At 51.0% G+C, this 21,586-nt stretch carries 17 protein-coding genes; 14 read left to right on the plus strand and 3 right to left on the minus strand.

What is annotated here, in order from left to right; genetic code table 11:
* The first annotated feature begins 119 nt into the window (after positions 1 to 119).
* Together PREMU_RS02665 and deoC are read left to right on the plus strand one after the other, a co-directional pair.
* A complete protein-coding gene (locus tag PREMU_RS02665) occupies positions 120 to 443 on the plus strand; it encodes a nucleotide pyrophosphohydrolase (protein ID WP_007572928.1) in 324 nt (107 codons plus the stop codon).
* Positions 444 to 448: 5 nt separating this feature from the next.
* Positions 449 to 1,396 carry a deoxyribose-phosphate aldolase gene (deoC, locus tag PREMU_RS02670; protein WP_007572929.1) on the plus strand — a complete coding sequence of 316 codons (948 nt, stop codon included), beginning with the start codon at positions 449 to 451 and terminating at the stop codon, positions 1,394 to 1,396.
* 80 nt (positions 1,397 to 1,476) lie between these two features.
* On the opposite strand, the gene PREMU_RS02675 is transcribed toward deoC, so the two are convergent.
* Entirely contained in the window at positions 1,477 to 2,454 is a 978-nt protein-coding gene (locus PREMU_RS02675; protein WP_007572930.1) for a polyprenyl synthetase family protein, read from the minus strand.
* Between the two features lie 122 nt (positions 2,455 to 2,576).
* Between PREMU_RS02675 and polA the strand changes: the two genes are divergently transcribed.
* The 8 genes from polA to murQ all read left to right on the plus strand — a co-directional run bounded on the left by polA (position 2,577) and on the right by murQ (position 12,712).
* Positions 2,577 to 5,384: a DNA polymerase I gene (gene polA / locus PREMU_RS02680; protein WP_007572931.1), complete on the plus strand. Its 2,808-nt coding sequence runs from the start codon at positions 2,577 to 2,579 to the stop codon at positions 5,382 to 5,384.
* Positions 5,385 to 5,588: 204 nt separating this feature from the next.
* Positions 5,589 to 6,638 carry a pyridoxal phosphate-dependent aminotransferase gene (locus PREMU_RS02685; protein WP_007572932.1) on the plus strand — a complete coding sequence of 350 codons (1,050 nt, stop codon included), beginning with the start codon at positions 5,589 to 5,591 and terminating at the stop codon, positions 6,636 to 6,638.
* A gap of 36 nt (positions 6,639 to 6,674) precedes the next feature.
* Positions 6,675 to 7,403, plus strand: coding sequence for a phosphocholine cytidylyltransferase family protein (locus PREMU_RS02690; protein ID WP_007572933.1), 729 nt, complete (start codon positions 6,675 to 6,677; stop codon positions 7,401 to 7,403).
* Positions 7,404 to 7,432: 29 nt separating this feature from the next.
* Positions 7,433 to 8,242: a LicD family protein gene (locus PREMU_RS02695; protein ID WP_007572935.1), complete on the plus strand. Its 810-nt coding sequence runs from the start codon at positions 7,433 to 7,435 to the stop codon at positions 8,240 to 8,242.
* 18 nt (positions 8,243 to 8,260) lie between these two features.
* On the plus strand, positions 8,261 to 9,700 hold the full coding sequence (locus tag PREMU_RS02700; RefSeq protein WP_007572937.1) for a glycosyltransferase family 2 protein: 1,440 nt from the start codon (positions 8,261 to 8,263) through the stop codon (positions 9,698 to 9,700).
* The gene (locus tag PREMU_RS02705) at positions 9,690 to 11,012 is read left to right on the plus strand and encodes an MFS transporter (protein WP_007572939.1); all 1,323 of its coding nucleotides are present in this window, start codon (positions 9,690 to 9,692) and stop codon (positions 11,010 to 11,012) included. The genes PREMU_RS02700 and PREMU_RS02705 overlap by 11 nt, the downstream gene beginning before the upstream one ends.
* A gap of 9 nt (positions 11,013 to 11,021) precedes the next feature.
* Positions 11,022 to 11,864, plus strand: coding sequence for a hypothetical protein (locus tag PREMU_RS02710; RefSeq protein WP_007572940.1), 843 nt, complete (start codon positions 11,022 to 11,024; stop codon positions 11,862 to 11,864).
* 11 nt (positions 11,865 to 11,875) lie between these two features.
* Positions 11,876 to 12,712, plus strand: a complete 837-nt coding sequence (gene murQ, locus PREMU_RS02715; RefSeq protein ID WP_007572942.1) for an N-acetylmuramic acid 6-phosphate etherase — start codon at positions 11,876 to 11,878, stop codon at positions 12,710 to 12,712.
* Here the strand turns inward: murQ and PREMU_RS02720 are convergent.
* Complete coding sequence (locus tag PREMU_RS02720; RefSeq protein WP_156804045.1) at positions 12,678 to 14,609, minus strand: AAA domain-containing protein; 1,932 nt, start codon at positions 14,607 to 14,609, stop codon at positions 12,678 to 12,680. The genes murQ and PREMU_RS02720 overlap by 35 nt on opposite strands.
* A 71-nt stretch (positions 14,610 to 14,680) precedes the next feature.
* On the opposite strand from PREMU_RS02720, the gene PREMU_RS02725 reads away from it, so the two are divergent.
* Positions 14,681 to 15,406 (plus strand): ABC transporter ATP-binding protein, encoded by a 726-nt coding sequence (locus PREMU_RS02725; RefSeq protein ID WP_007572945.1) that lies wholly within the window; start codon positions 14,681 to 14,683, stop codon positions 15,404 to 15,406.
* 216 nt (positions 15,407 to 15,622) lie between these two features.
* Here PREMU_RS02725 and PREMU_RS02730 read toward each other — a convergent pair whose 3' ends face one another.
* A complete protein-coding gene (locus PREMU_RS02730) occupies positions 15,623 to 16,636 on the minus strand; it encodes a YqiA/YcfP family alpha/beta fold hydrolase (RefSeq protein ID WP_007572947.1) in 1,014 nt (337 codons plus the stop codon).
* Between the two features lie 169 nt (positions 16,637 to 16,805).
* Between PREMU_RS02730 and PREMU_RS02735 the strand changes: the two genes are divergently transcribed.
* The 3 genes from PREMU_RS02735 to PREMU_RS02750 all read left to right on the plus strand — a co-directional run bounded on the left by PREMU_RS02735 (position 16,806) and on the right by PREMU_RS02750 (position 21,181).
* Positions 16,806 to 17,672: a GLPGLI family protein gene (locus tag PREMU_RS02735; RefSeq protein WP_007572949.1), complete on the plus strand. Its 867-nt coding sequence runs from the start codon at positions 16,806 to 16,808 to the stop codon at positions 17,670 to 17,672.
* 4 nt (positions 17,673 to 17,676) lie between these two features.
* A complete protein-coding gene (locus tag PREMU_RS02740) occupies positions 17,677 to 20,142 on the plus strand; it encodes a carboxypeptidase-like regulatory domain-containing protein (RefSeq protein WP_007572950.1) in 2,466 nt (821 codons plus the stop codon).
* A gap of 586 nt (positions 20,143 to 20,728) precedes the next feature.
* Positions 20,729 to 21,181, plus strand: coding sequence for a hypothetical protein (locus PREMU_RS02750; protein WP_156803940.1), 453 nt, complete (start codon positions 20,729 to 20,731; stop codon positions 21,179 to 21,181).
* The last annotated feature ends 405 nt before the right edge of the window (positions 21,182 to 21,586 follow it).

A 21,586-nucleotide genomic window follows, 5' to 3' on the forward strand; every position in this document is an offset into this window, starting at 1 on the left:
TTGTCATGCCTAAAAAGACGGACTTGTTACGACAAATGTAGAATGATGCTAAAAATCGTAAAGAGGGAAGTTATGAACAATATTATGATTATCTTTGCAAACAGCAAGCAAAAAACAAAATGACCATCAAGGAAGCGCAACAAGCCGTTGACAGCTGGATCAAAAAATATGGCGTCAGATACTTTTCCGAGCTCACAAACATGACCATCCTTACTGAAGAGGTAGGTGAACTCGCGCGTGTCATGGCACGAAAATATGGCGACCAAAGCTTCAAGCCTGGTGAGAAGGACAACCACGGCGAAGAGATCGCAGACATCTTCTGGGTGTTGTGCTGTATCGCCAACCAAACAGGCGTGAATCTTACAGAGGAGTTTCAGAAGAGCATCGAGAAGAAAACAAGCCGCGATAAAGAAAGACACAAAAACAATCCAAAATTAAAATAAGACATATGGGAATCATCAAGGAGAAAATAACCAAGGACATTCAGTCACAGCGCAGTAAGGGAATTGTCAAGAGTAGTAAAATAGACCAGGCTCTCGGCAAATATAATCTGAACGTCGATGAGGAAGAAGTCCGCTACAAAATCAAGGAGCTGATAGCCGAAAAGGTGCCTGAGAACGACACCATTGACGTGAAGAAGTTCCTGTTGAGCTCCGTAGAGCTGACATCATTGCACACTGCCGACACAGAGGAAAGCATTTTGGCGATGGTTGAGAAAGTCAACAAGTTCGATTCAGCTTACCCCGATTTGCCCCATGTGGCCACCATCTGCACCTACCCTAACTTCGCTAATCTGGTGCGCAACACACTTGAGATTGACGGCGTAGAGATTGCCGTGGTGTCCGGATCATTCCCTTCTTCACAAACCTTCATGGAAGTAAAGGTCGCCGAAACAGCACTGGCCATTAAGGACGGCGCCACCAACGTAGACATTGTGCTACCGGTAGGCAAATACCTTTCAGAGGATTACGAGGGCGTTGCCGACGACATCAACGAGCTGAAACAGACCTGCGGAGAGATCCCCATGAAGGTTATCTTAGAGACCTGCGACCTCCCCACCCTGTCAGATGTGAAGAAAGCCGCCATCCTCGCCATGTACAGCGGTGCCGATTACATCAAGACATCGACCGGTAAGGAGAAGGCGGGAGCCACGCCTGAGGGCGTCTACGTGATGTGTCAAGCCATCAAAGAGTACTATGATGAGACCGGCATAATGATAGGGCTGAAGCCTGCCGGTGGCATCAACACGGTGATGGATGCCGTGATCTACTACACGATCGTGAAAGAAATCTTAGGTGAAAAGTGGCTTACAAATGAGCTTTTCCGCCTTGGTACCAGCCGACTGACCAACCTCTTATTGAGTGAAGTTATCGGCAAGGAAACGAAATGGTATTAATTGATCGGTTAAGAAGCTGTTTCAAAAGGTATAAATTGCAGGGTGCGGCACCCTGCAATTTTTATTAAACAACCGGAATATTACTTTTCCCTCTCAATGACGAAGTCGAGATAAGCCTTCAAACTGTCTTTCACTTCACCGTCTTCTATCTCCCTGTCAAGCAAAGCCATAGAGGCAGCATGCAAATCCCACATCTTCTTTTCTGCGTAATCGATTCCGCCATTCGCCTTAGTGAAAGCCACCAAACGCGCTATTTCCTCCTTTGAGACAGTGCCTTCCTTCACCTTGTAAGCGATCTGTTTGATCTCCTCGTCATCCGTATTATTAAGCACATAGAGTGCGGGCAAGGTCAGTTTACCCTCAGCCATATCGTTACCGGTAGGCTTGCCAATCTTTGACTGGTCATAATAATCAAAGATATCATCACGAATCTGGAAGATGATGCCAAGATTGCGGCCAAACTCCTTTGCATACTCTATCTCTTCCTCCTTAGCTCCTCCGCTGAGCGCACCCATTGCGGCACATGCCTCAAAGAGAGCTGCCGTCTTCTGCTTGATAACCTGATAATAGGCCTCCTCCGAGAAATCCTTTAAGTGGATATTCTGTAGCTGCATGATCTCTCCGTTGGACAAGGTGCGACCCAATTCAGCGAGATAGCGGACAATGACCTCATCATGTGTGTAGCTGATATGCAGCAGAGCCGTTGAAAGGATATAATCGCCAACCAGCACCGCTACCTTATTACCATAGACCTGGTTCACAGAGGCTTGCCCGCGACGCTCCTCACTCTCGTCCACCACATCGTCGTGAACCAACGAGGCTGTATGCAGCAGCTCCAGTCCCACAGCAGCATGCTGCGTGACGTCAGTAATGGTGCCATTGCATTTCGCCATCAAGAAAATGAGCATAGGCCGCATCCGTTTACCCGCACGCTGACGAATATGGTCCAATGCCTGGTGCAGAAGACCCTCCGAATGAGATAAGGAACGGTCAAACAATTCATTGAAGTCGTTCAACTCAGAGGAGATAGGTTGCCTGATGATTGATATATAATCCATCCAAAAGAGATATTTACTACAAAATTAGTTATTTTTAGACGATATAATACAGTTGTAAGGCAACTTTTTCGTAATTTTACAGAAAAATAGAAGTTAACACACATATTGACAACCCTATAGCAATGGACAAACTCTTTTTGCTTGATGCATATGCCATTATTTTCCGGTCATACTATGCTTTCATCAAACGACCCACTATCAATTCCAGAGGTCTAAACACGTCTACAGTCCTCGGATTCTGCAATACGTTGAAGGAAATCCTCGACAAAGAGAGCCCTGCCTATCTCGGCGTGGCATTCGATCAGGGAAAGACCTTCCGCCACGAGGCCTTTCCACCCTACAAAGCCCAGCGGCAAGAGACTCCGGAGGACATCAAACTGTCGGTACCCATCATCCAGGACATACTCAAAGCCATGAACATCCCTATCCTCGTGGCAGAAGGATTCGAGGCCGACGACGTCATTGGTACATTGGCTACAAAAGCCGGAAAGGCAGGGGTGGAAACCTATATGCTCACGCCCGACAAGGACTATGGACAGCTCATACGCAAGAATGTCTACATGTTCCAACCGCGACACGGCGGTGGCTACGACAAAATAGGCGAGAAAGATATTGAGGAGAAATACGGCATCCCCACGGCCGACAATGTCATCGACCTTCTCGCCCTCATGGGCGACTCGGCAGACAACTATCCAGGTTGCCCTGGAGTGGGCGAAAAGACGGCCGTGAAACTCATCTGCGAGTTCGGCTCCACGGAAAATCTGTTAGCACATACCATGGACTTGAAAGGCAAACTTCGCGAGAAAGTGGAAAACGCGAAGGATGATATCAAGATGTCAAAGTTTCTTGCAACCATACGCACCGATGTGCCCATCGACCTCAATCTCGACGCATTAAGAGTGTCATCTCCCGACGAGGCCAGGCTCCGTACCATCTTCAACAACCTCGAGTTCAAGCGGTTCACCGAGCGGTTCCTTGGCAAACCTGAAAAGGCCATGCCCCAACAGCCATCTCTTTTCGGAAATAATACTATTGCGCGCAATAACGCAACAGCGCAGCCGCGCAGTCCTCTAACTACACAAACAAGTAATGATGAAAGCGTCAATGCACCCATGCCACACAACAATATCAAAACATTGGCACACGAGTACCAGCTCATCAAGACCCGTGAGGAGGCTATCAGGCTTTGCGAAACACTCATCAAAAACAACTTTGTCAGCCTCGATACGGAGACAACCTCTACAAACGCCATCGACGCTGAGCTGGTAGGGCTTAGCTTCAGCATCAAGGAGCACGAGGCATTCTACGTCGCAATCCCTGCCGGAAGGCAAGAGGCGCAGGCAATGGTCGATATTTTCAAGCCGCTCTACGAAAGCCAGGACATCCTGAAAATCGGGCAAAACATCAAGTACGACTACGAGGTATTGCGTAACTATGGCATTGACATCCAGGGCACAATGTTCGATACCATGCTCGCCCACTATGTGTGGCAGCCCGAGCTGCGCCACAATATGGACTATATGGCTGAGACATTGCTCGACTATGAGACCGTACATATCGAGGAACTCATCGGACAAAAAGGTAAAAGCCAAAAGAACATGCGTGACCTGCAACCCGAAGAGGTCTATGAATACGCGGCTGAAGACGCCGACATCACGCTGCAACTCAAAAACGTTTTGGAGCCTAAGCTGAAAGAAGTCAATGCCACCAGGCTCTTCGAGGAGATAGAAATGCCATTGGTCAAAGTGCTTGCCGACATGGAAATCAACGGTGTAAGGCTCGACACCGAGCAGCTCAAAGCCACACAAAAAGCATTCACAGAGCGCATGAACCAATACGAGAAGCACGCCTATGAAGAAGCGGGCGAAGAGTTCAACATCTCTTCACCGCGACAGGTCGGCGACATCCTGTTCGGCAAGATGCAGCTTGTGGAGAAGCCGAAAAGAACCAAGACCGGGCAATATGTCACCTCAGAAGAAGTGTTGCAACAGCTGAAAGGCAAAGCCCCCATCGTCGACGACATTCTCAACTACCGTGGTATGAAGAAGCTCCTCAGTACCTATGTCGAAGCTCTCCCCAAGCTCATCGACCCGAAAGACGGGCATATCCACACCTCGTTCAACCAGGCCATCACAGCCACAGGACGCTTGTCTTCGAGCGATCCCAACCTGCAAAACATCCCCGTGCGCGACGACGACGGCAAGGAAATCCGTAAATGCTTCATCCCTGATGAGGGTTGCCGCTGGTTCTCCGCCGACTATTCACAGATTGAACTGCGCATCATGGCACACCTCTCTGGTGACGAGAACATGATCGAGGCTTTCCGCGAGGGATTCGACATCCACCGCGCCACCGCCGCGAAGATATGGAAAGAGCCGATGGAGACCGTCAGCGACACGCAGCGAAAGAAAGCCAAACAGGCCAACTTCGGCATCATCTACGGCATCACGGCCTTCGGTCTGGCACAGCGAATGGACATCAGCAACGGCGAGGCCAGGCAGCTTATCGACGACTATTTCAAGACATTCCCCAAGGTGCGGCAGTACATGGAGGCCGCCAAGCAGAAAGCAAGCGAGAAAGGCTACGCCGAGACCATGTTCGGGCGCCGGCGTTACCTGCCCGACATCCACTCGCGCAACAACACCGTGCGCGGCTTTGCCGAGCGCAATGCCATCAACGCGCCCATCCAAGGATCGGAGGCCGACATCATCAAACTCGCCATGATCCGAATCTGGAAACGATTTAAGGCCGAAGGACTGAGATCAAAGATGAGCCTGCAAGTACATGACGAACTCAACTTCTCCGTCTATCCCGACGAGGCTGATAAAGTGGAAAGCATCGTGCTGAAGGAGATGGAGGGCGCAGCCACACTCAGCGTGCCACTCATTGCCGATGCCGGATGGGGCGACAACTGGCTGGAAGCACACTAAAGTCTCAGGTGCCGTCACGTCGTCCGCCACGTGCCGGAGCATCGTCCTTCGTACGCGGAACGATCGTCCACCACGTGCCGGAGCATCGTACGGCACGTGCCGGACAATCCCAGCCCAAAGCAAAGTGGACATAAAAAAATGGAAAACAGACATCATCCCATAATAATATTGTAACTTTGCACCCACAAAAGAAATAGTCAAGCAATGAATTATTTAGACCGGAACGAATTCAACTTTGAACCCTCTCAAGAAGTAGTAGAAGCCATCAAGAATTTCGACATCAGCAAGTTTGCATTCTACACCCGCATCTATGACCAAGGCAAGAAGAGCATCTTCTCCGTGTTCTTGTCCGAGAAATTCGACATTGACGAGAGCCAAATCGTCTTGGGTTATGGTGCCGAGGACCTGCTGAAGAAAGCCGTTCACTTCTTTCTCACCGAAGAAGGCAGCAACCGTACCATGCTCATCCCTAAGTTCTCGTGGTGGTACTATGAGCGCATCGCGGCCGAAGTAGGCGGCAAGACGCTGAAATATGAGGTGTATGAGGACGGCGACACCTTCCGCTACGACTTTGATGCCCTGCGCAGACAGGTCAACGAAGTGAAGCCGAAGATTCTTCTTGTAGCAACACCCAATAATCCCACAGGCAACGGACTCACACCCAAGGAGCTGGAGTCGCTGTGCGACATGGTGCCGGAGGAGACCATTATCTTAGTCGACGAGGCTTATGCCAACTACATCACACAGGACACAACATATGTCAAGCACCTGGTGGAGACCAAGAGTAACATCATCTTCTGCCGCACATTGAGCAAGTTCTATGGCCTGCCCGGACTGCGCCTCGGCTTCGGATTCATCGGCAAAGGCGATGAGATGGAAAGTTATGCACGCTATGCTAACATGTATTTAGGCTACGACCGCCTCTCGGAAGAGGTAGGCATTGCCGCCCTGAAAAGCGATGCTCACTACCGTGAAATTGCGCGCGTAATGCAGGAAGCAAGGGATATGTACACGAAAGAGTTAGGGATGCTTGACGGATTCAAAGTCTACAAGAGTGTAGCTAACTTCATCCTCATCAAATATCCAGTGAGCTTGAAGGACCATTTGCAGCAAGCCTTTGCTGACGAAGACTATAAAGTGAAGTTCATGGCAGAGCCCGACCTGCACGACCACATGCGCATCACCCTCGGTCGCAGGGAGCAGAACCGCACCATCTGCAGCACTATCCTTAAGATAGCGCAAGCTTCAAAATAGGCCCGTCACATTCATTTCCAACACCATAGCATCAGCATGATAGCCGTTATCCTCGCTGCCGGAATGGCAAAACGCTTGCGTCCATTGACCGACCAACAGCCCAAGTGTCTGTTGGAGATTGGCGGCCGCTCACTGCTGCAACGATCGGTGGATGCCCTCAGCTCTACAGGCATTCACGATTTTGTCATTGTCACAGGCTATTTGCATCGTCAGATAGAAGTCTTTCTGCAGGATCACTATCCTGACGACAGCTTCACATTTATTCAAAATGACGATTACGCCACCACTAACAACATCTATTCGTTGTGGTTGGCGCGCCCATGGGTAGACGGCAAGGACTTCTTGCTGTTGGACAGCGATCTGCTTTACGACCCTGCCATTCTTAAACGCCTTCTCCGACAGGAAGGCAACGCGCTGACGGTCTGTCGTCATCCCCTCGGCAAAGAGGAGATGAAGGTCGTCGTCGACAATGATACCAATATCGTGGAAATCAGCAAGACTTGTGATCCCATACTGGCTTATGGCGAGTCTGTAGGTATAGAGAAGTTTACACCCGACTATAGTCAGGCACTCTACAGGCTCCTCACCACGATGATAGAGCAGGAAAAACAGGTAGATACCTTCTACGAGGCAGCCTTTCAGCGGCTCATTCCGCAAGGATACTGCTTTAAAGTCATCGACACCACCGATCTCTTCTCCATCGAACTCGATACGCCCGAGGACTTTCGCCATGCGCAGAAGCTCATCCCAAAAGAACTATATTAAGGGCAAAAGCCTGTAATGTATCTCCGAATATGGCAGACTATGACATCCATCAGGTTCATCAGAGAATCCTGAAAATCTGTGAAGCGCTCCACCAGACATGCCAGACGCACCACCTGACTTACTATCTTTGGGCGGGCAGCATGATAGGCGCCGTGCGCCACAAGGGCTTCATCCCCTGGGATGACGACATGGATATTGCCATGCCGCGGCCCGACTACGACCGCCTCATCGCCCATTGTCGCAAGTGGTTGCCGCAACCCTACGAGATGGTCTGCGCCGAAGACGATCCCTCTTACCCCCTACCCTTCGCCAAGATTCAAGACGCCAGTACCACTCTCATCGAGCGTTCGCATCTGAGATACCTTGGTGGAGTCTACATCGATGTGTTTCCCATCGACGGCGTCCCCGCCAATACCCTTGCCCGTAAGTTGCATTTCGCCAAGTACGAATACTATAAGCGGGTGCTGTATCTCGTCCATCGTGATCCCTATAAACACGGGCATGGTCCCAGCAGCTGGGTGCCTCTGCTCTGCCGAAAACTCTACACCATGCAGGGCGTACAGTGCAAAATCCAGGCATTGCTGCACAAATACAGTTACGATCACAGCGCGCTTGTCGCTGACTACGACGACGGATCGCGCGGCGCCATGAGGAAAGAGACACTCGGCACGCCTACACCCTACCCCTTTGAAGATACCACACTACGCGGGGTGGAGTATTACGACACCTACCTCACCAACAAATACGGCGACTATATGCAGCTTCCCGACGAGGCGCACAGGCGTCAACACAACTTCCATTACCTCGACCTCGAAAAGCCTTATCGGGAATACAAATAAGCAAAAAAGCCATTCACAATGACACAACAAATAGATTGCTTCATTGCCCGCGGCAATGAAGAAGAGACCTTAAAAAACGTAGAGGCCTTCCAAAACGAGGCTCTGGTCGGCAATGTCACCGTCGTTGACGGCAACATGAAAGCTTCAGCCACACTGAAACAGATAGCCGGACAGACCTCTGCCAAATACACACTGCTCTTCCTGAAAGGACAATACATACAGATGGGCTACCTCGCCCTGCAACGTATGGTGCAAGTGGCCGACATCACCCGTGCCGCCATGACCTATGCCGACCACTACAACATCTCCGCCGACGGCAAGCGCACCGACGCTCCCACCATTGACTATCAGATGGGTGCTTTGCGCGACGACTTCAATTTTGGCTCTGTGTTGCTCTTCCGTACCGACGCGCTCAAGGAGGCTGTCGTACGTATGAAAGCAGATTATCAGGCTGTAGGGTTCTACGATCTCAGACTGAAACTCGCCGAAAAATATCAGTTCAGCCATATCAACGAATACCTCTACTCAGAAGTAGAGCTCGATACACGCAAGACCGGTGAGAAGCTTTTCGACTACGTCGACCCAAGGAACCGCACCTCGCAAATAGAGATGGAGCAAGCCGTCACTGAGTACTTAAAAGAGATTGGCGGCTATCTCAAGCCCGAATTTGAGCCCATAGACATCCAGGCTGGACACTTCCCCGTGGAGGTGAGCGTCATGATTCCCGTGCGTAACCGCATCCGCACCATCCGCGATGCCATCGAAAGCGCACAGAATCAGAGAACGACCTTCGACTACAATATCTTCATCATTGAGAATGGTCCTGAGTGCCATTCCACTGACGGCACGACGGAGGCTATCGACGAGATGGCCGCCAACGACGGCCGTATCGTACATATTGTCACCCAAAGACGCGACTTAGGGGTGGGCGGCAGCTGGAATCTCTGCGCGCATGACCCACGCTGCGGCCGATTCATCGTGCAGCTCGACTCGGACGATGTCTACCTCGACGAGAACACCCTGCAGACCTATTACGACGCGTTCATGGAGCAGAAGACCGGCGCTATCATCGGTACCTATGAGCTCACCGACATCAATAAGAACATTCTGCCGCCTGGAAAGATCGACCACGCGGAGTGGACACCGGAAAATGGCCGCAACAACGCCCTTCGTATCAACGGCCTCGGCGCGCCGCGAGGAATGTATTCGCCCCTGCTGCGCGACATCACCATGCCCAACGTGAACTACGGTGAGGACTATGCCTTTATGCTTGCCCTGAGCCGTCACTACCTCATCGGCCGCATCTACGACCCCGTGTATTGCTGTCGCCGCTGGGACGACAACTCCGATGGCGACTTAAGCATCGAGAAAGAAAACCGCAACAACACGTATAAAGACCGCATCCGCACCTGGGAACTGATGGCGCGCATCACAATGAACAAGCAGCATGAACACTAAAAACATCTCTCCTTGGGTATGGGTGCCAACGCTTTATTTTGCCGAAGGCGTACCTTACTTCATCGTTAACAACATCTCTGTGATGATGTTCACGAAGATGGGCGTGCCCAATGGCGATATGGCCTTCTTCACCACCCTACTCTATTTCCCCTGGTTTCTGAAAGGCATTTGGAGTCCGTTAGTCGATGTGGTGCGTACCAAACGCTGGTGGATCATCACCATGCAAGCCCTGCTCACGGTGCTTCTAATACTGCTCACGATCACTTTACCCAGACCTTCCGCGCAGATGATAGCGGGCGGGCAGACACCTATCAGCCTCTTTACGATCACGCTGGTGCTGTTTATCATCGCCGCCTTTGCCTCCGCCACGCACGACATCGCTGCCGACGGCTACTATATGCTGGCGCACAGCCCGAGCAGTCAGGCTGCATTTATCGGCATCCGAAGCACGTTCTACCGCATCGCCTCCGTCTTCGGGCAAGGCGTACTCGTGTTTATTGCCGGATCCATAGAGAGTCGTACCGGCAACATTCCCTATTCCTGGAGAATCACCTTAGGGTTGAGTGCTATCATCTTCTTGATGGTCACACTCTATCATACCTTCTTTCTGCCACGCGCTGACGGCGACAAGCCACGCGGCAACACAGCAGCAGCCTCCTCGCATCAAGTCAAATGGAGTGAGCTCACCGAATCTTTTTCCACCTTCATCAAAAAGCCCAACGTGCTGTGGGCCATCGCTTTCATGCTCCTTTACCGGTTACCGGAGGGCTTCCTCATTAAGATGTGCCAGCCCTTCCTCGTGCATAGCACAGCCTCTGGAGGCCTTGGATTGAGCACTGAATTGGTAGGCCTCGTCTACGGAACCTTTGGCGTTATCGCCTTGTTGGGCGGTGGCATCATCGGCGGCATCGTCGCTTCGAGGCGGGGCCTAAAGCACTCACTGTGGATCATGGCGACCGCCATCACGCTGCCTTGCGTCACTTTCGTCTATCTCGCCATCTGGCAACCTGTCAATGTAGGCATCATCACGCTGGCCCTCTGCATTGAGCAGTTCGGCTATGGCTTTGGTTTTACGGCCTACATGCTGTACATGATGTACTTCTCCGAAGGCGAGTTCAAAACCTCTCACTATGCCATCTGCACCGCCTTCATGGCCCTGAGCATGATGCTTCCCGGCTTTGTGGCAGGATATATACAGGAAGCCATTGGCTATGTCAACTTCTTTTGGATGGTCATGGTGTGCTGCATCGCAACCCTTGGCATCACCTTCGTCATCCGAAAACAGGTAGATGAACGGTATGGACATAAATAACCAACAACCATGATACTCTTAGCAGACAGCGGCTCTACAAAAACGGACTGGGGCTTGATAGACAACGGGAGACTCGTGAAGACACTACGCACAGGCGGCATCAATCCCTTCCAAATGTCGGAAGCGGCCATCACGGAAGAGATCAACGCCCATCTTGTGCCTGAACTTCCAACGGTCACGATGGATGAAGTCCATTTCTACGGCGCCGGTTGCACCCCTGAAAAGAAACCCGTCGTGGAGCGTGCGCTGCGCGCTAACCTCACGATTCAAGGCGAATGCGAGGTAGCAAGCGACATGCTTGGCGCCGCACGCGGCATCTGTGGCCACCACCCAGGCATCGCCTGTATTCTCGGCACGGGCAGCAACTCGTGCGCCTACGACGGTAAATATCTGGTGAAGAATGTCTCCCCTTTAGGCTTCATCCTTGGCGATGAAGGCAGCGGCGCCGTCCTTGGAAAGCTATTAGTGGGCGACATACTGAAGCATCAGATGTCGGAAAACATCTGTCAACGTTTCTTTGAGAAGTTCAAAATGACGCCCGCCGAAATCATCGACCGCGTCTACCGGCAGCCTAAACCCAACACGTTTTTAGCTTCTTTCGTGCCCTTCCTTGAGGAAAACCTCTGCGAACCACAAGTCTATCGCCTCGTCAAAGAGAGCTTTCGAGCCTTTCTCCGCCGCAATGTCATGCAGTACGACAGCTGGCAGACCCTGCCTATCGGCTTCAACGGCAGCATTGCCAAATACTTCAGCAAGCCTCTCTCCGATGCATTGAAAGAGGAAAGCATGCACTTGGGGCGCATCATACAGGCTCCTTTAGAGTCCCTGGTGACTTATCACACTGGTAAATAAAAACACCAAACATGACTTTCACAAGAATCACCGAACAGCCTTCCCTCTACGACGACCTTGAGAAAAAGAGCGTCCACGAGTTGCTGAACGACATCAACCGCGAGGATCAAAAGATAGCTCATGCCGTGAAGAAAGCTATTCCGCAGATAGAAGCGTTGGTGGAGCACATCGTTCCTCGCATGCGTCAGGGCGGACGCGTGTTCTATATGGGTGCGGGTACAAGCGGACGGCTCGGCGTGCTCGATGCTTCGGAACTGCCACCCACCTTCGGAGTGCCGCCCACACTGGTCTACGGACTCATCGCCGGCGGCGATACCGCCCTGCGTCATGCGGTGGAAGGAGCCGAGGATGACCCAGAAAGCGGCTGGAAAGAACTGGAGCAACACGGCATGGGGCCGGAGGATACGGTCATCGGTATAGCCGCTTCGGGCACCACACCCTACGTTGTCGGGGCACTGAAAGAGGCGCGAATCCATGGATGTCTCACCGGATGCATCACCTCTAATCCAGGTTCACCACTCACCGAAGCCTGCGACTATCCCATTGAGATGATTGTGGGACCGGAATTCGTCACCGGCTCCTCGCGCATGAAATCGGGCACCGGACAGAAGATGATTCTGAACATGATCTCCACTACTTTAATGATACAGTTAGGCCGTGTCAAGGGTAACCGCATGGTGAACATGCAGCTCACCAACCAAAAGCTCGTCGACCGCGGCACACGCATGGTCATGGAGTACACCCGCCTGCCTTATGAGCAGGCCAGCGCCTTGCTACTGAAACATGGCTCTGTCAAGAAAGCCGTCGATGCTTTCAACCTTCAGCAGAGCGCTCATTCAGTGCCCTGACATATTCCCATAGCTTCTTGTAAAACGGATGACGGGCCAGCGTCTGTACGTCGCCAAGGATGATGAGCTTCATGCGGGCCCGCGTGATGGCGACATTCATGCGGCGCAGATCGTGCAGAAAACCTATCTCCCCATTCTCGTTGGCCCGCACCATGGAGATGAGAATGATGTCGCGCTCCTGCCCCTGAAAGCCGTCAACAGTGTTTACCGTAATCAGCCGGCGGTAGGGTTTGAAAAACTCACGCTTCCTGACCAGGCTACGAAGATACTGCACCTGCGCACGATAAGGCGAAATGACACCGACATCTATCCGCTCATCTAAAATACGCTCCTTGCCGATCTTCGTGAAGTAAGCTTGCAGGCTGGAGAGCGTCAGCTCAGCCTCACCCTTATTCACACGGCCGAAGCTTTCGCCTATAAACTGCTCCTTATTGCTGGGTTCATCAGGCCCCATCTCTATCTGACCCGTATCGAGCCAAAGGATAGGCCGGTCGAGATTGAGGATGCTTTTACGCTGTAATATCTCCGGTGCAGTCCTCACCCTGCCGCCATAGAACCAGTCGGATGAAAACCTCATAATCTCCTCGTTCATACGATATTGCACGCCGAGTAAGGTCACGCACTCCGGCTTGTTCTCCACGATACGCTCCATGAGTGTTTTTCCCAGGCCACCTTTCAGCGCCGCGATGCTCTTCACCGTCGGTGGCAACTGGCAGTGGTCGCCGGCAAGGATGACGCGGCTCACCCGACGTATCGGTATCCAGCACGCAGCCTCAAGCGCCTGGGCCGCCTCATCAATGAAGAGTGTTCCAAACTTCTGACCCTCCAACAGGCGGTTGGCAGAGCCCACAAGTGTCGAAGCTATGACGCGCGCTTCACCAAAGAGTTCGGCGTTGATGCGGATTTCCAGCTCCGTGGCCCGCGACTTCAACCGCTCCAGTTTCTGATGGAAATTGTCGTCGCGTCCTTTCTTCCGGCGCCGCAGTTCACGTATGGCTTTGCGGATGGCCCACAGTTGCGAATAGTCGGGATGAGCCTCAAACCGCCGCTCGTAGGTAAAGCCAAGCATCTTGTCGTTGACCCGTGTGGGATTGCCGATGCGCAGCACATTGATGCCGCGGTCAACGAGTTTCTCGCAAATCCAGTCGACAGCCATGTTGCTTTGCGCGCAAACGAGCACCTGGCTCTCACGCATCAGCGTCTCGTTGATGGCCTCGACGAGAGTCGTTGTCTTACCGGTGCCAGGAGGACCGTGGACGACAGCCACATCCTTGGCACGCAACACCTCATTGACAGCACGCTCCTGCGTCTCGTTAAGCCAGGGAAAAGACATGGGTGCAAAGGTGAAGCGGCCTGCAACCATCTTCGTATAGAAAAGCTCACGAAGATAGGCCAACCGCCCGCTTTTAGCATGAATGACGCGGTCGAGGGCATCGAACATCGTGCGATAACTGGTCTCATCAAACGACAACTGCACGCCCAAGGGCCGGTCGACACCCTGCAAATCGAGAGCATGTCCCTCCGGCACCACGACTACCATGCGGTCGCCTTCGGCATAAGACACGGTACCGGTGAAAGGAAAATAGTGTATCAACGACATCTCCCTACCCTTGACCACCGCCTTGGTGACACTGAAAAACATTACCGGCTTGCCATACTCAAAGTTGTGCTCTACATCTTGGTCCTGCGTCCGGAGTATCTCTACCGTCATCTGGTTGAGCGAATTGTAATGGCTCTGCCCCACCAACACGGGATACCAGGCATCGCCGCGTTTCACCTTGCGCCCGATGCCCACGGCCTCCGTCTGTTTGCGGAAGGCCTCCTTCTCCGTTTGATATTCCAACTGCAACAGCAAGCGCTGTCGCTGCAATGACTGTATGGCTGATTCACTCATAATGCAATGCAAAGGTAGCCATTTTTCCCATGCGCAAAGCACGACTCACAAATAATCTTTCTAACTTTGCACTCATGAGCAAGCTGATCATAGACCACCTGACCATAGGCTACCGGCGCCACATCGTATCAGGGCCACTCAGCGGGTGTTTCCACGACCATGGTCTCACCTGCCTCATCGGCCGAAACGGACTGGGCAAATCGACACTTCTCCGCACCATGGCCGGCATTCAGCCATCCTTTGGAGGCAACATTCTATGGGAATCTGACAAGACAATGAAGCCTCTGACAGTCAACGACATGCCCCGAGATCGGGTGGCGAGGCTCGTCAGTGTGGTGCTGACGGAAAAGATTGACGCGCTGAATCTTACCGCCCGCGAAATAGTCGGCATGGGGCGCCTGCCTTACACAGGATTTTTCGGCAGGCTCACGCCCGACGATGAACGCATCATCGACCAAGCCATGACGCTCACCGGCACCCTACCCTTCGCCCGTCGCGACATCACCACGCTAAGCGACGGCGAGCGGCAAAAGGTCATGATTGCGCGCGCCATAGCCCAACAGACACCCGTCATCCTCCTTGACGAACCGACGGCTTTCCTCGACTATGAGAGCAAGTCAGCGACTCTCTCATTGCTCCGCTCCATCGCTCACGACATGGGAAAAATAGTGGTGGCGTCCATCCACGACCTTGACATCGCCCTGCGTTATGCCGACAGATTCGTCACGCTCACATCGAATCTTAAAGATGTGACTACCAATGAATTAAGAAAAGAAATAGCTTCATCCGAGACTTTCTGAACAGCTGTCACGAAGCGCTCTATGCGTGGTCTAATTGCGTCTACGCCGTAAAGGCAATGCGATTACAGCGTAAAGGCAATGCGATTACAGCGTAAAGGCAATGCGATTACAGCGTAAAGGCAATGCGATTACAGCGTAAAGGCAATGCGATTACGGCGTAAAGGCAATGCGATTACGGCGTAGACGGAAATCCACTGTGAAGCAATCCTCCAACGACTAAATCCGGCTGAAATAGGTAATCACCTCTTCCCACGTCTTAAACTCATCGCTGCCAAGCTGTATGGCCGTAGCCAAAAGATTGTCAGCGGGACGCATGTCGATGAAGAAGTCGCCGTAGAGCAACTGCTTCTGATTGGTATAGATGACGTGATCGTGCGCCGGTGTGGAGAGATACCGCTCTATCCATTCGGCGTTTTGAGCGAAGCTGTCGTGGCTGTTGGTAGGTGCGGGTACAACAATGTATACTTGATATTTCTCGACCAACGTGCTGAAAGCCTTGTGTAGACTCGGGCGCGGCTTGCCGTAACTGTCGGCCAGACAGCTGCTGTCGATATAGACGATCTGCCGTTCTCGTCCTTCCTGACGGTCGTCTATCCAGCGAATGACAGGCACCACGCCCGCCAGGAAGCTTTTGTCGTCCATGCGGTGAGCCCCATGGAAGTGGGCCGCCTGCACGTAGTGGCTGCAGAAGACATCCCATGTGTTCACCACGTCGTCCTCATCGCCGAAGAGACCCCACACATGTTGCAGCTCTTTGGCCTTCTCCTCAGCCGTCATCGCTTCCATAGCTGTGAAGCATTGGTCCGTCATTTCCTTGTATTCCTTTTCCAACGCCTTGGTCACCATGAACTCTGTCTCACCGTCCTGCCGCGGATTCTGCCACGTCTGCTTGCCCGTAAGGCCGTGCTCCTTCATGGTCTGCGCCATCTCGAAAGCGGGATTGACACAGATACGGTCGAAGCCATAAAGCATTTCGGTGTACATACCGCCCATTGATGTGCCGATAATCAGGTCGGGCTTCTCTACCTCTGCCTTCTCTTTCAACAGCGCCAGACCCTCGGCAGGGTGCAGCGGAATGTCATAGGCCACCACCTCTGCATTGGGAAACGTCTGGCGGATGAGCTTCACCGTACCTGACGAGGCTGCTGAGCCAAAGCCATGGTTGTACATCATCTTCTTGCCCTGCATCAGGTCAGGGTATTGTTTGATATAAGGATTATCTTTCTCCATGATGCGAATGTATTGTTCAAGAAATGTGATGCTGCAAAATTACCCCTTTCTTCCCTATTCCACAAGGATAACAATGACTTTTCTTTCCTACAAAAGAAAAACATCTTTCCATTTAAAGCGTTTCTCTTTTATTTTGTATAACTTTGCCATAAGAAAACCATTTAGACTTATGAAAAAGGCATTTTTCACCCTCCTCAGCCTTTTTACCTTCTCCTGCCTGACTGCATCGGCTAAGGGAGACGACGGAAAGAAGGACTCCATCGACTGTGTCATGTACCGCGTTTCCTACAACACCAAGTCGGTTAATGACACTACCAAGCTCGACTCACTTGGCCATTACCGTTACGGCGACGACCTCATGCGCCTTGATATCGGCACAAAGGTCAGCAAGTTCTACAGTTATACTTATGTGCAGGCGCAAGAATACTTCCAGAAAGCCATCTTGACCGGCAGCATCGACATGAAAGCCTTCAAAGGCAAGGTCGGCACACTGAAGTGGACACTGTACCGCAATGACCCCGAGGGCTTTACGTCGGTCTATGACTTCGTCTACTCTGACAACTACCGTATCAAGGAGCCGACACAGACTCCGCAGTGGCGCATCGTGGCCGACAGCGTGAAAACCATCCTCAACTACAAGTGCACCATGGCTGTAACCGACTTTAAAGGACGCCGCTGGACAGCATGGTACACCGAGGATATTCCCATCAGCCAAGGACCATGGAAACTCATCGGACTGCCCGGACTTATTCTCAGCGCCCGCGACAGCGAAAAACAGTTTGTCTTTGAAGCCAGCGGACTGGAGCAAATCAATGGTAAAGAGGCCATCGTAATGATGGAAGATGCCAGAAAATACGAAGACACGACTCAGCAGAAGTTTGACAAAATGAAGCGCACGACTTCTCCTTTGGACGGCTCACGAGGCTTGCGTACTGCCATCATAACAGCCAACGGAAAAACAGATAGCATAGAAAGGAATCAGAAACTGAAAGCCAGTCTGAGCAGGACTCGGCCTTACAATCCTTTGGAGCGTTAAGCACATGCGGTGGTCTGTCTTGCTTCTGCTCCTGCTCTTTCCGGCCTTGCTGTGCGCCCAGAAAACGGAAGGTACGGTGGCCGACTCCTTGTCAGGGAAAGCCATTACTGCAGCCAGCGTGCAGCTGAAACGTGAGGGCAAGACCGTTGCCTTCGCGCAGACGGACGCCAAGGGCGCTTTCATCCTCCACACCACGACGCAGAAAGGCGACAAGCTGCAAGTGACAGCTCTCGGCTATCAGAAGAAAACGGTGGAGGCTGACGCTCGCCAACTTCACATAAGCCTGCGCCCTCAAGCCTTCGAACTCAAGGAAGTGAAGGTCAAGGCCGGTGCTGTCACCATGAAACAGGACACCATCACCTACGATCTCACCCGCTTCGCCAACAGTCGAGACAACAATCTGAAGGACGTACTGAAGAAACTGCCGGGCGTGGAAGTATCGAAGGAGGGCGCCATCAGTTATAACGGCAAGCAGCTCAGCCGCTTCACCGTCGAAGGACTTGACTTGAGCAAGGGCCAATACAACAAGCTCACGGAAAATGTTCATGCCAGAGACGTGAAGAAAGCGGAGGTAATCGAGCACGATCAGCCCATCAAGGCTCTACGCAACCGCGTCTTCACCGACGACGTGGCAATGAACATCGTCCTCAAGGACTCCGCGCGCGACCAGTGGGCCTTTACTTTACGGCCCTATGTCCTTGTGGGAAGACCGACGCATGCAGGCGGCGACGCCACGGCGATGCAGATAGGAAAGAAGCGCCAAAGGGAGTTCACGGCGCAGTACGACCGCACGGGCAGGGATCTTAGACAGGCTTTTACAACCTTCTACGGGCTTTACGGCTTGCCGCAGTCCGCCGACTTTCCGCAGTGGTTTGTCATGCCTGGACTCAGTGCGCCGATTGAAGAGCAACGGCTGCGCTTCAACACCTCGCAGGCTTACAGCGTGGACGTGCTGAGAAAGGGTAGGGAAGAGAACGAAAACTCACTGTCAGTAAGCTATGACAGGGCCGTCACCCGACAACGGACCAGCAATCACAGTGTCTATTATCTGCAAGACAGGCAAGAGACTACCGAAGCGCGCGCCATGACCCGCAAGGAAGATCACCTGTGCCTTGACTTCTTGCACCGCATCAACAACGATGAGCAATACGGCAATGTGAGGCTCAAGGCAAACATCGACAAGACAGACGGATATGCCCACATGGGCGCAATCGACCAGCATGTACGCGACCCGCAAGCCGACATCACGGCTTCCATTGTCAAGACCTACACCCTGCAGCACGGCACCATCAGCTGGTCATCCATCGCCGACTTTAGCCATTCCACAGAGGAAATGAGCGTCAACGGCTCGTCAGACAAGCTCAACGCCAACCTCTGGCATACGGCACACAAGCTGACACTATACAGACCCCACGGCCATTGGAAAAGCAACTACCTCGCATCTCTGGAAGCTGAGAACCTCCATATTGAGCAAAACAACACCCTGCTCAGGGCAGTGGCGTCTCCATCGCTCACCTACCGCACGGAGACAAACCTGCTCACGCTCAGCGTACAAGGCGAAGTGAACCGGTACACGCGCCAGAAAGCCACTCTCTTTCTGCCAAAAGCCAGCATCTATTACCGGCTGAATCCGAACAACCACTCAGAGTGGACATCGACCGTCAACTATCGGGAGACAGCCACCGGATGGAAGAATTTCGCCCTCAATACCTATCAAAGCGACTACCGTACCCTATGGACGGGCGCCAACTTCATACCGCGCAACCGGGCTCTCTTGGGCACAACAAGGTTCGACTACAAGCGCACCTACTATCAATTCTTCGCCAATGCCAGCCTCACAGCGTCGCGCAACTGGTCGGACATGGCCGCCGACATGGAGATTAAAAACGGGCAATACCTTTACCATATCAGCCGCCACAACACCCATACCGACTATTTAAGCATGGCCGCAGAGCTCTCAAAGGGCTTCTATCAGCTTCATTTGAAGACCTCTGTCAAGGGAGCTGCCACTTTCTCACGTGGCCAACAGTACTCCGGTGGCACCCTGACCGGTTACCGCTACCGCCGATATGCCATCTCACCGGAAGTGATGTTCTCGCCCGACAGGATGGACATCGACTACGAAGGCGACTTCAACTTTGACCATTCCAAGAGCGGACAGGCATCCATGGGGACGCTCAACAACTGGATGCAGCGCCTCTCCCTGACGTCCACCCTCGGAAATGTAGACCTCACAGCAAACGGCATCATGTACCACAACGAGCTTCCAGAGGCGCCTTCAGTCAATGTTCTGCTCCTCGACGCGCAGTTAGTGTGGCGACTCAAAGGCGCGCGCATCAATGTCGCACTCCGTAACCTCTGCAACAAGAAAACCTATGCCGTGACCCGATACAGTGGGGTAGGTGCCTTCACGGACAACTATGAGCTTCGCCCCCGTGAGCTTCTTCTCAGTGTGCAGTTCTCGCTATGAACATTATTAGTTATATTATCTATTGAAATAGTAAAGCATGATTCTATTAATAGTACCTAATCAGCACTCTGAGAATCAGTCGAATCATAATTTTAAAAGAACCTTACCCAGTTAAATACGTACGCATAGTTACCTAATTCTAAGAAAAAAGTTAATTTTCATGAGTATTGGATTATTTTCTGAAAAATAGACTAGCTAAATTGTGATTTTTTATAGTTTTGCAAAAAATAAATTAATAAAAAGCAAATGAAATCTATTTATTTTCTTCTACTTCTTGTATCATTCTTCTTTGCTTCCTGCTCTGTAGAAGTTGAAACAGACTCAAATACTGAAAGGAAGACAACAGAAGTTTCAGAGGATTTTCTAACTACACAGCAAGTCCAATTTTTGAATTCTGTAAGTAGTATAAATCAAAAGTATGAGCAATGTACTAGAGGTGCGGGTGCCAAATTCGCTAGATGGGGCTTATTGGCGATAGATAGCAGATGGTATCGGGGGTTGCTTAGGCCCTGGAGTAGCTAGCTGGATAACTAGTGCAGCCGCTTCTACAGCCTATGATGCCTATTTAAATCATTGTCAGAGAAAAATGGCTAAATCACTTTCTTTTGGATCTGTTCAAGCAAGACGATGTGTCAGTACAGATGATTCTTTATATCAGTCTGTATTACAGTCTGTGACCTTTTCCTTTTGTGATTCTTTGCCTCAAAATGCGACGGACTCTATAGGGTTTGTTCACAATAAACTTATTGAGCAAACAGCATCTAATACTAATACTGAAAAATATTATATAAATGATAGTATTGATTATGATAACATTATGTCTGTTTGTCAAATAGCGGCTTCTGATTTGTGTTATTTAAATACAGAAGTCTTGGAGATTAATAAAAGCGATTTTCCGAAGGTTTGTAATAATGTTATTAATATTTTTGAGAAATTACAGAATAATAAAATTACATCCGATTCTGCTTTTATGAATATAAAAGATTGTCTTGCTAATGTTAAAGAAATATCAAATGTGCACTATTTATTAGCTTATTAGCACGTTATATCTCTTCATGCTTCTCAGGTGAATTTCAATTGAACGATGTTCAATCTTATGCGGACTCTTTGAATTTAGCATTGAAATCAGCAAATCTTTCTGAAAAAGATAATATATTGTGTAGAAAGATTCTTCAGACTGCTATTTGTAGTTTCTTGTATTGGAAATACTATCATGAATAAAAAATTTATTATAGTCTCCCGTATTGTCTTATTTTTCATCGCAAGCTTTTCCTTGTTTCTTTTCTTAGATAAGTTCTTTAATATTTTTATTAATGCTAATTCTAAGAATGATGATTCAAGCTATGTTGATTCGCTTATCTTTGCTAGTGTTTGGAGTTTGATAGTGGGGTATGTTGAGATAAAAAAATACATGCGAAATAATTCTAAGTAAATATTTAATATC

The sequence above is a fragment of the Hallella multisaccharivorax DSM 17128 genome (assembly GCF_000218235.1).
GTDB classification, from domain to species: Bacteria; Bacteroidota; Bacteroidia; order Bacteroidales; family Bacteroidaceae; genus Prevotella; species Prevotella multisaccharivorax.

Bases quoted from the DNA above. Each gene is read 5' to 3' on its own strand.
- PREMU_RS02665 (WP_007572928.1), top strand. From the start codon at position 120: ATGACCATCAAGGAAGCGCAACAAGCCGTTGACAGCTGGATCAAAAAA.
- deoC (WP_007572929.1), top strand. From the start codon at position 449: ATGGGAATCATCAAGGAGAAAATAACCAAGGACATTCAGTCACAGCGC.
- PREMU_RS02675 (WP_007572930.1), bottom strand. From the start codon at position 2,454: ATGGATTATATATCAATCATCAGGCAACCTATCTCCTCTGAGTTGAAC.
- polA (WP_007572931.1), top strand. From the start codon at position 2,577: ATGGACAAACTCTTTTTGCTTGATGCATATGCCATTATTTTCCGGTCA.
- PREMU_RS02685 (WP_007572932.1), top strand. From the start codon at position 5,589: ATGAATTATTTAGACCGGAACGAATTCAACTTTGAACCCTCTCAAGAA.
- PREMU_RS02690 (WP_007572933.1), top strand. From the start codon at position 6,675: ATGATAGCCGTTATCCTCGCTGCCGGAATGGCAAAACGCTTGCGTCCA.
- PREMU_RS02695 (WP_007572935.1), top strand. From the start codon at position 7,433: ATGGCAGACTATGACATCCATCAGGTTCATCAGAGAATCCTGAAAATC.
- PREMU_RS02700 (WP_007572937.1), top strand. From the start codon at position 8,261: ATGACACAACAAATAGATTGCTTCATTGCCCGCGGCAATGAAGAAGAG.
- PREMU_RS02705 (WP_007572939.1), top strand. From the start codon at position 9,690: ATGAACACTAAAAACATCTCTCCTTGGGTATGGGTGCCAACGCTTTAT.
- PREMU_RS02710 (WP_007572940.1), top strand. From the start codon at position 11,022: ATGATACTCTTAGCAGACAGCGGCTCTACAAAAACGGACTGGGGCTTG.
- murQ (WP_007572942.1), top strand. From the start codon at position 11,876: ATGACTTTCACAAGAATCACCGAACAGCCTTCCCTCTACGACGACCTT.
- PREMU_RS02725 (WP_007572945.1), top strand. From the start codon at position 14,681: ATGAGCAAGCTGATCATAGACCACCTGACCATAGGCTACCGGCGCCAC.
- PREMU_RS02730 (WP_007572947.1), bottom strand. From the start codon at position 16,636: ATGGAGAAAGATAATCCTTATATCAAACAATACCCTGACCTGATGCAG.
- PREMU_RS02735 (WP_007572949.1), top strand. From the start codon at position 16,806: ATGAAAAAGGCATTTTTCACCCTCCTCAGCCTTTTTACCTTCTCCTGC.
- PREMU_RS02740 (WP_007572950.1), top strand. From the start codon at position 17,677: ATGCGGTGGTCTGTCTTGCTTCTGCTCCTGCTCTTTCCGGCCTTGCTG.
- PREMU_RS02750 (WP_156803940.1), top strand. From the start codon at position 20,729: ATGGCTAAATCACTTTCTTTTGGATCTGTTCAAGCAAGACGATGTGTC.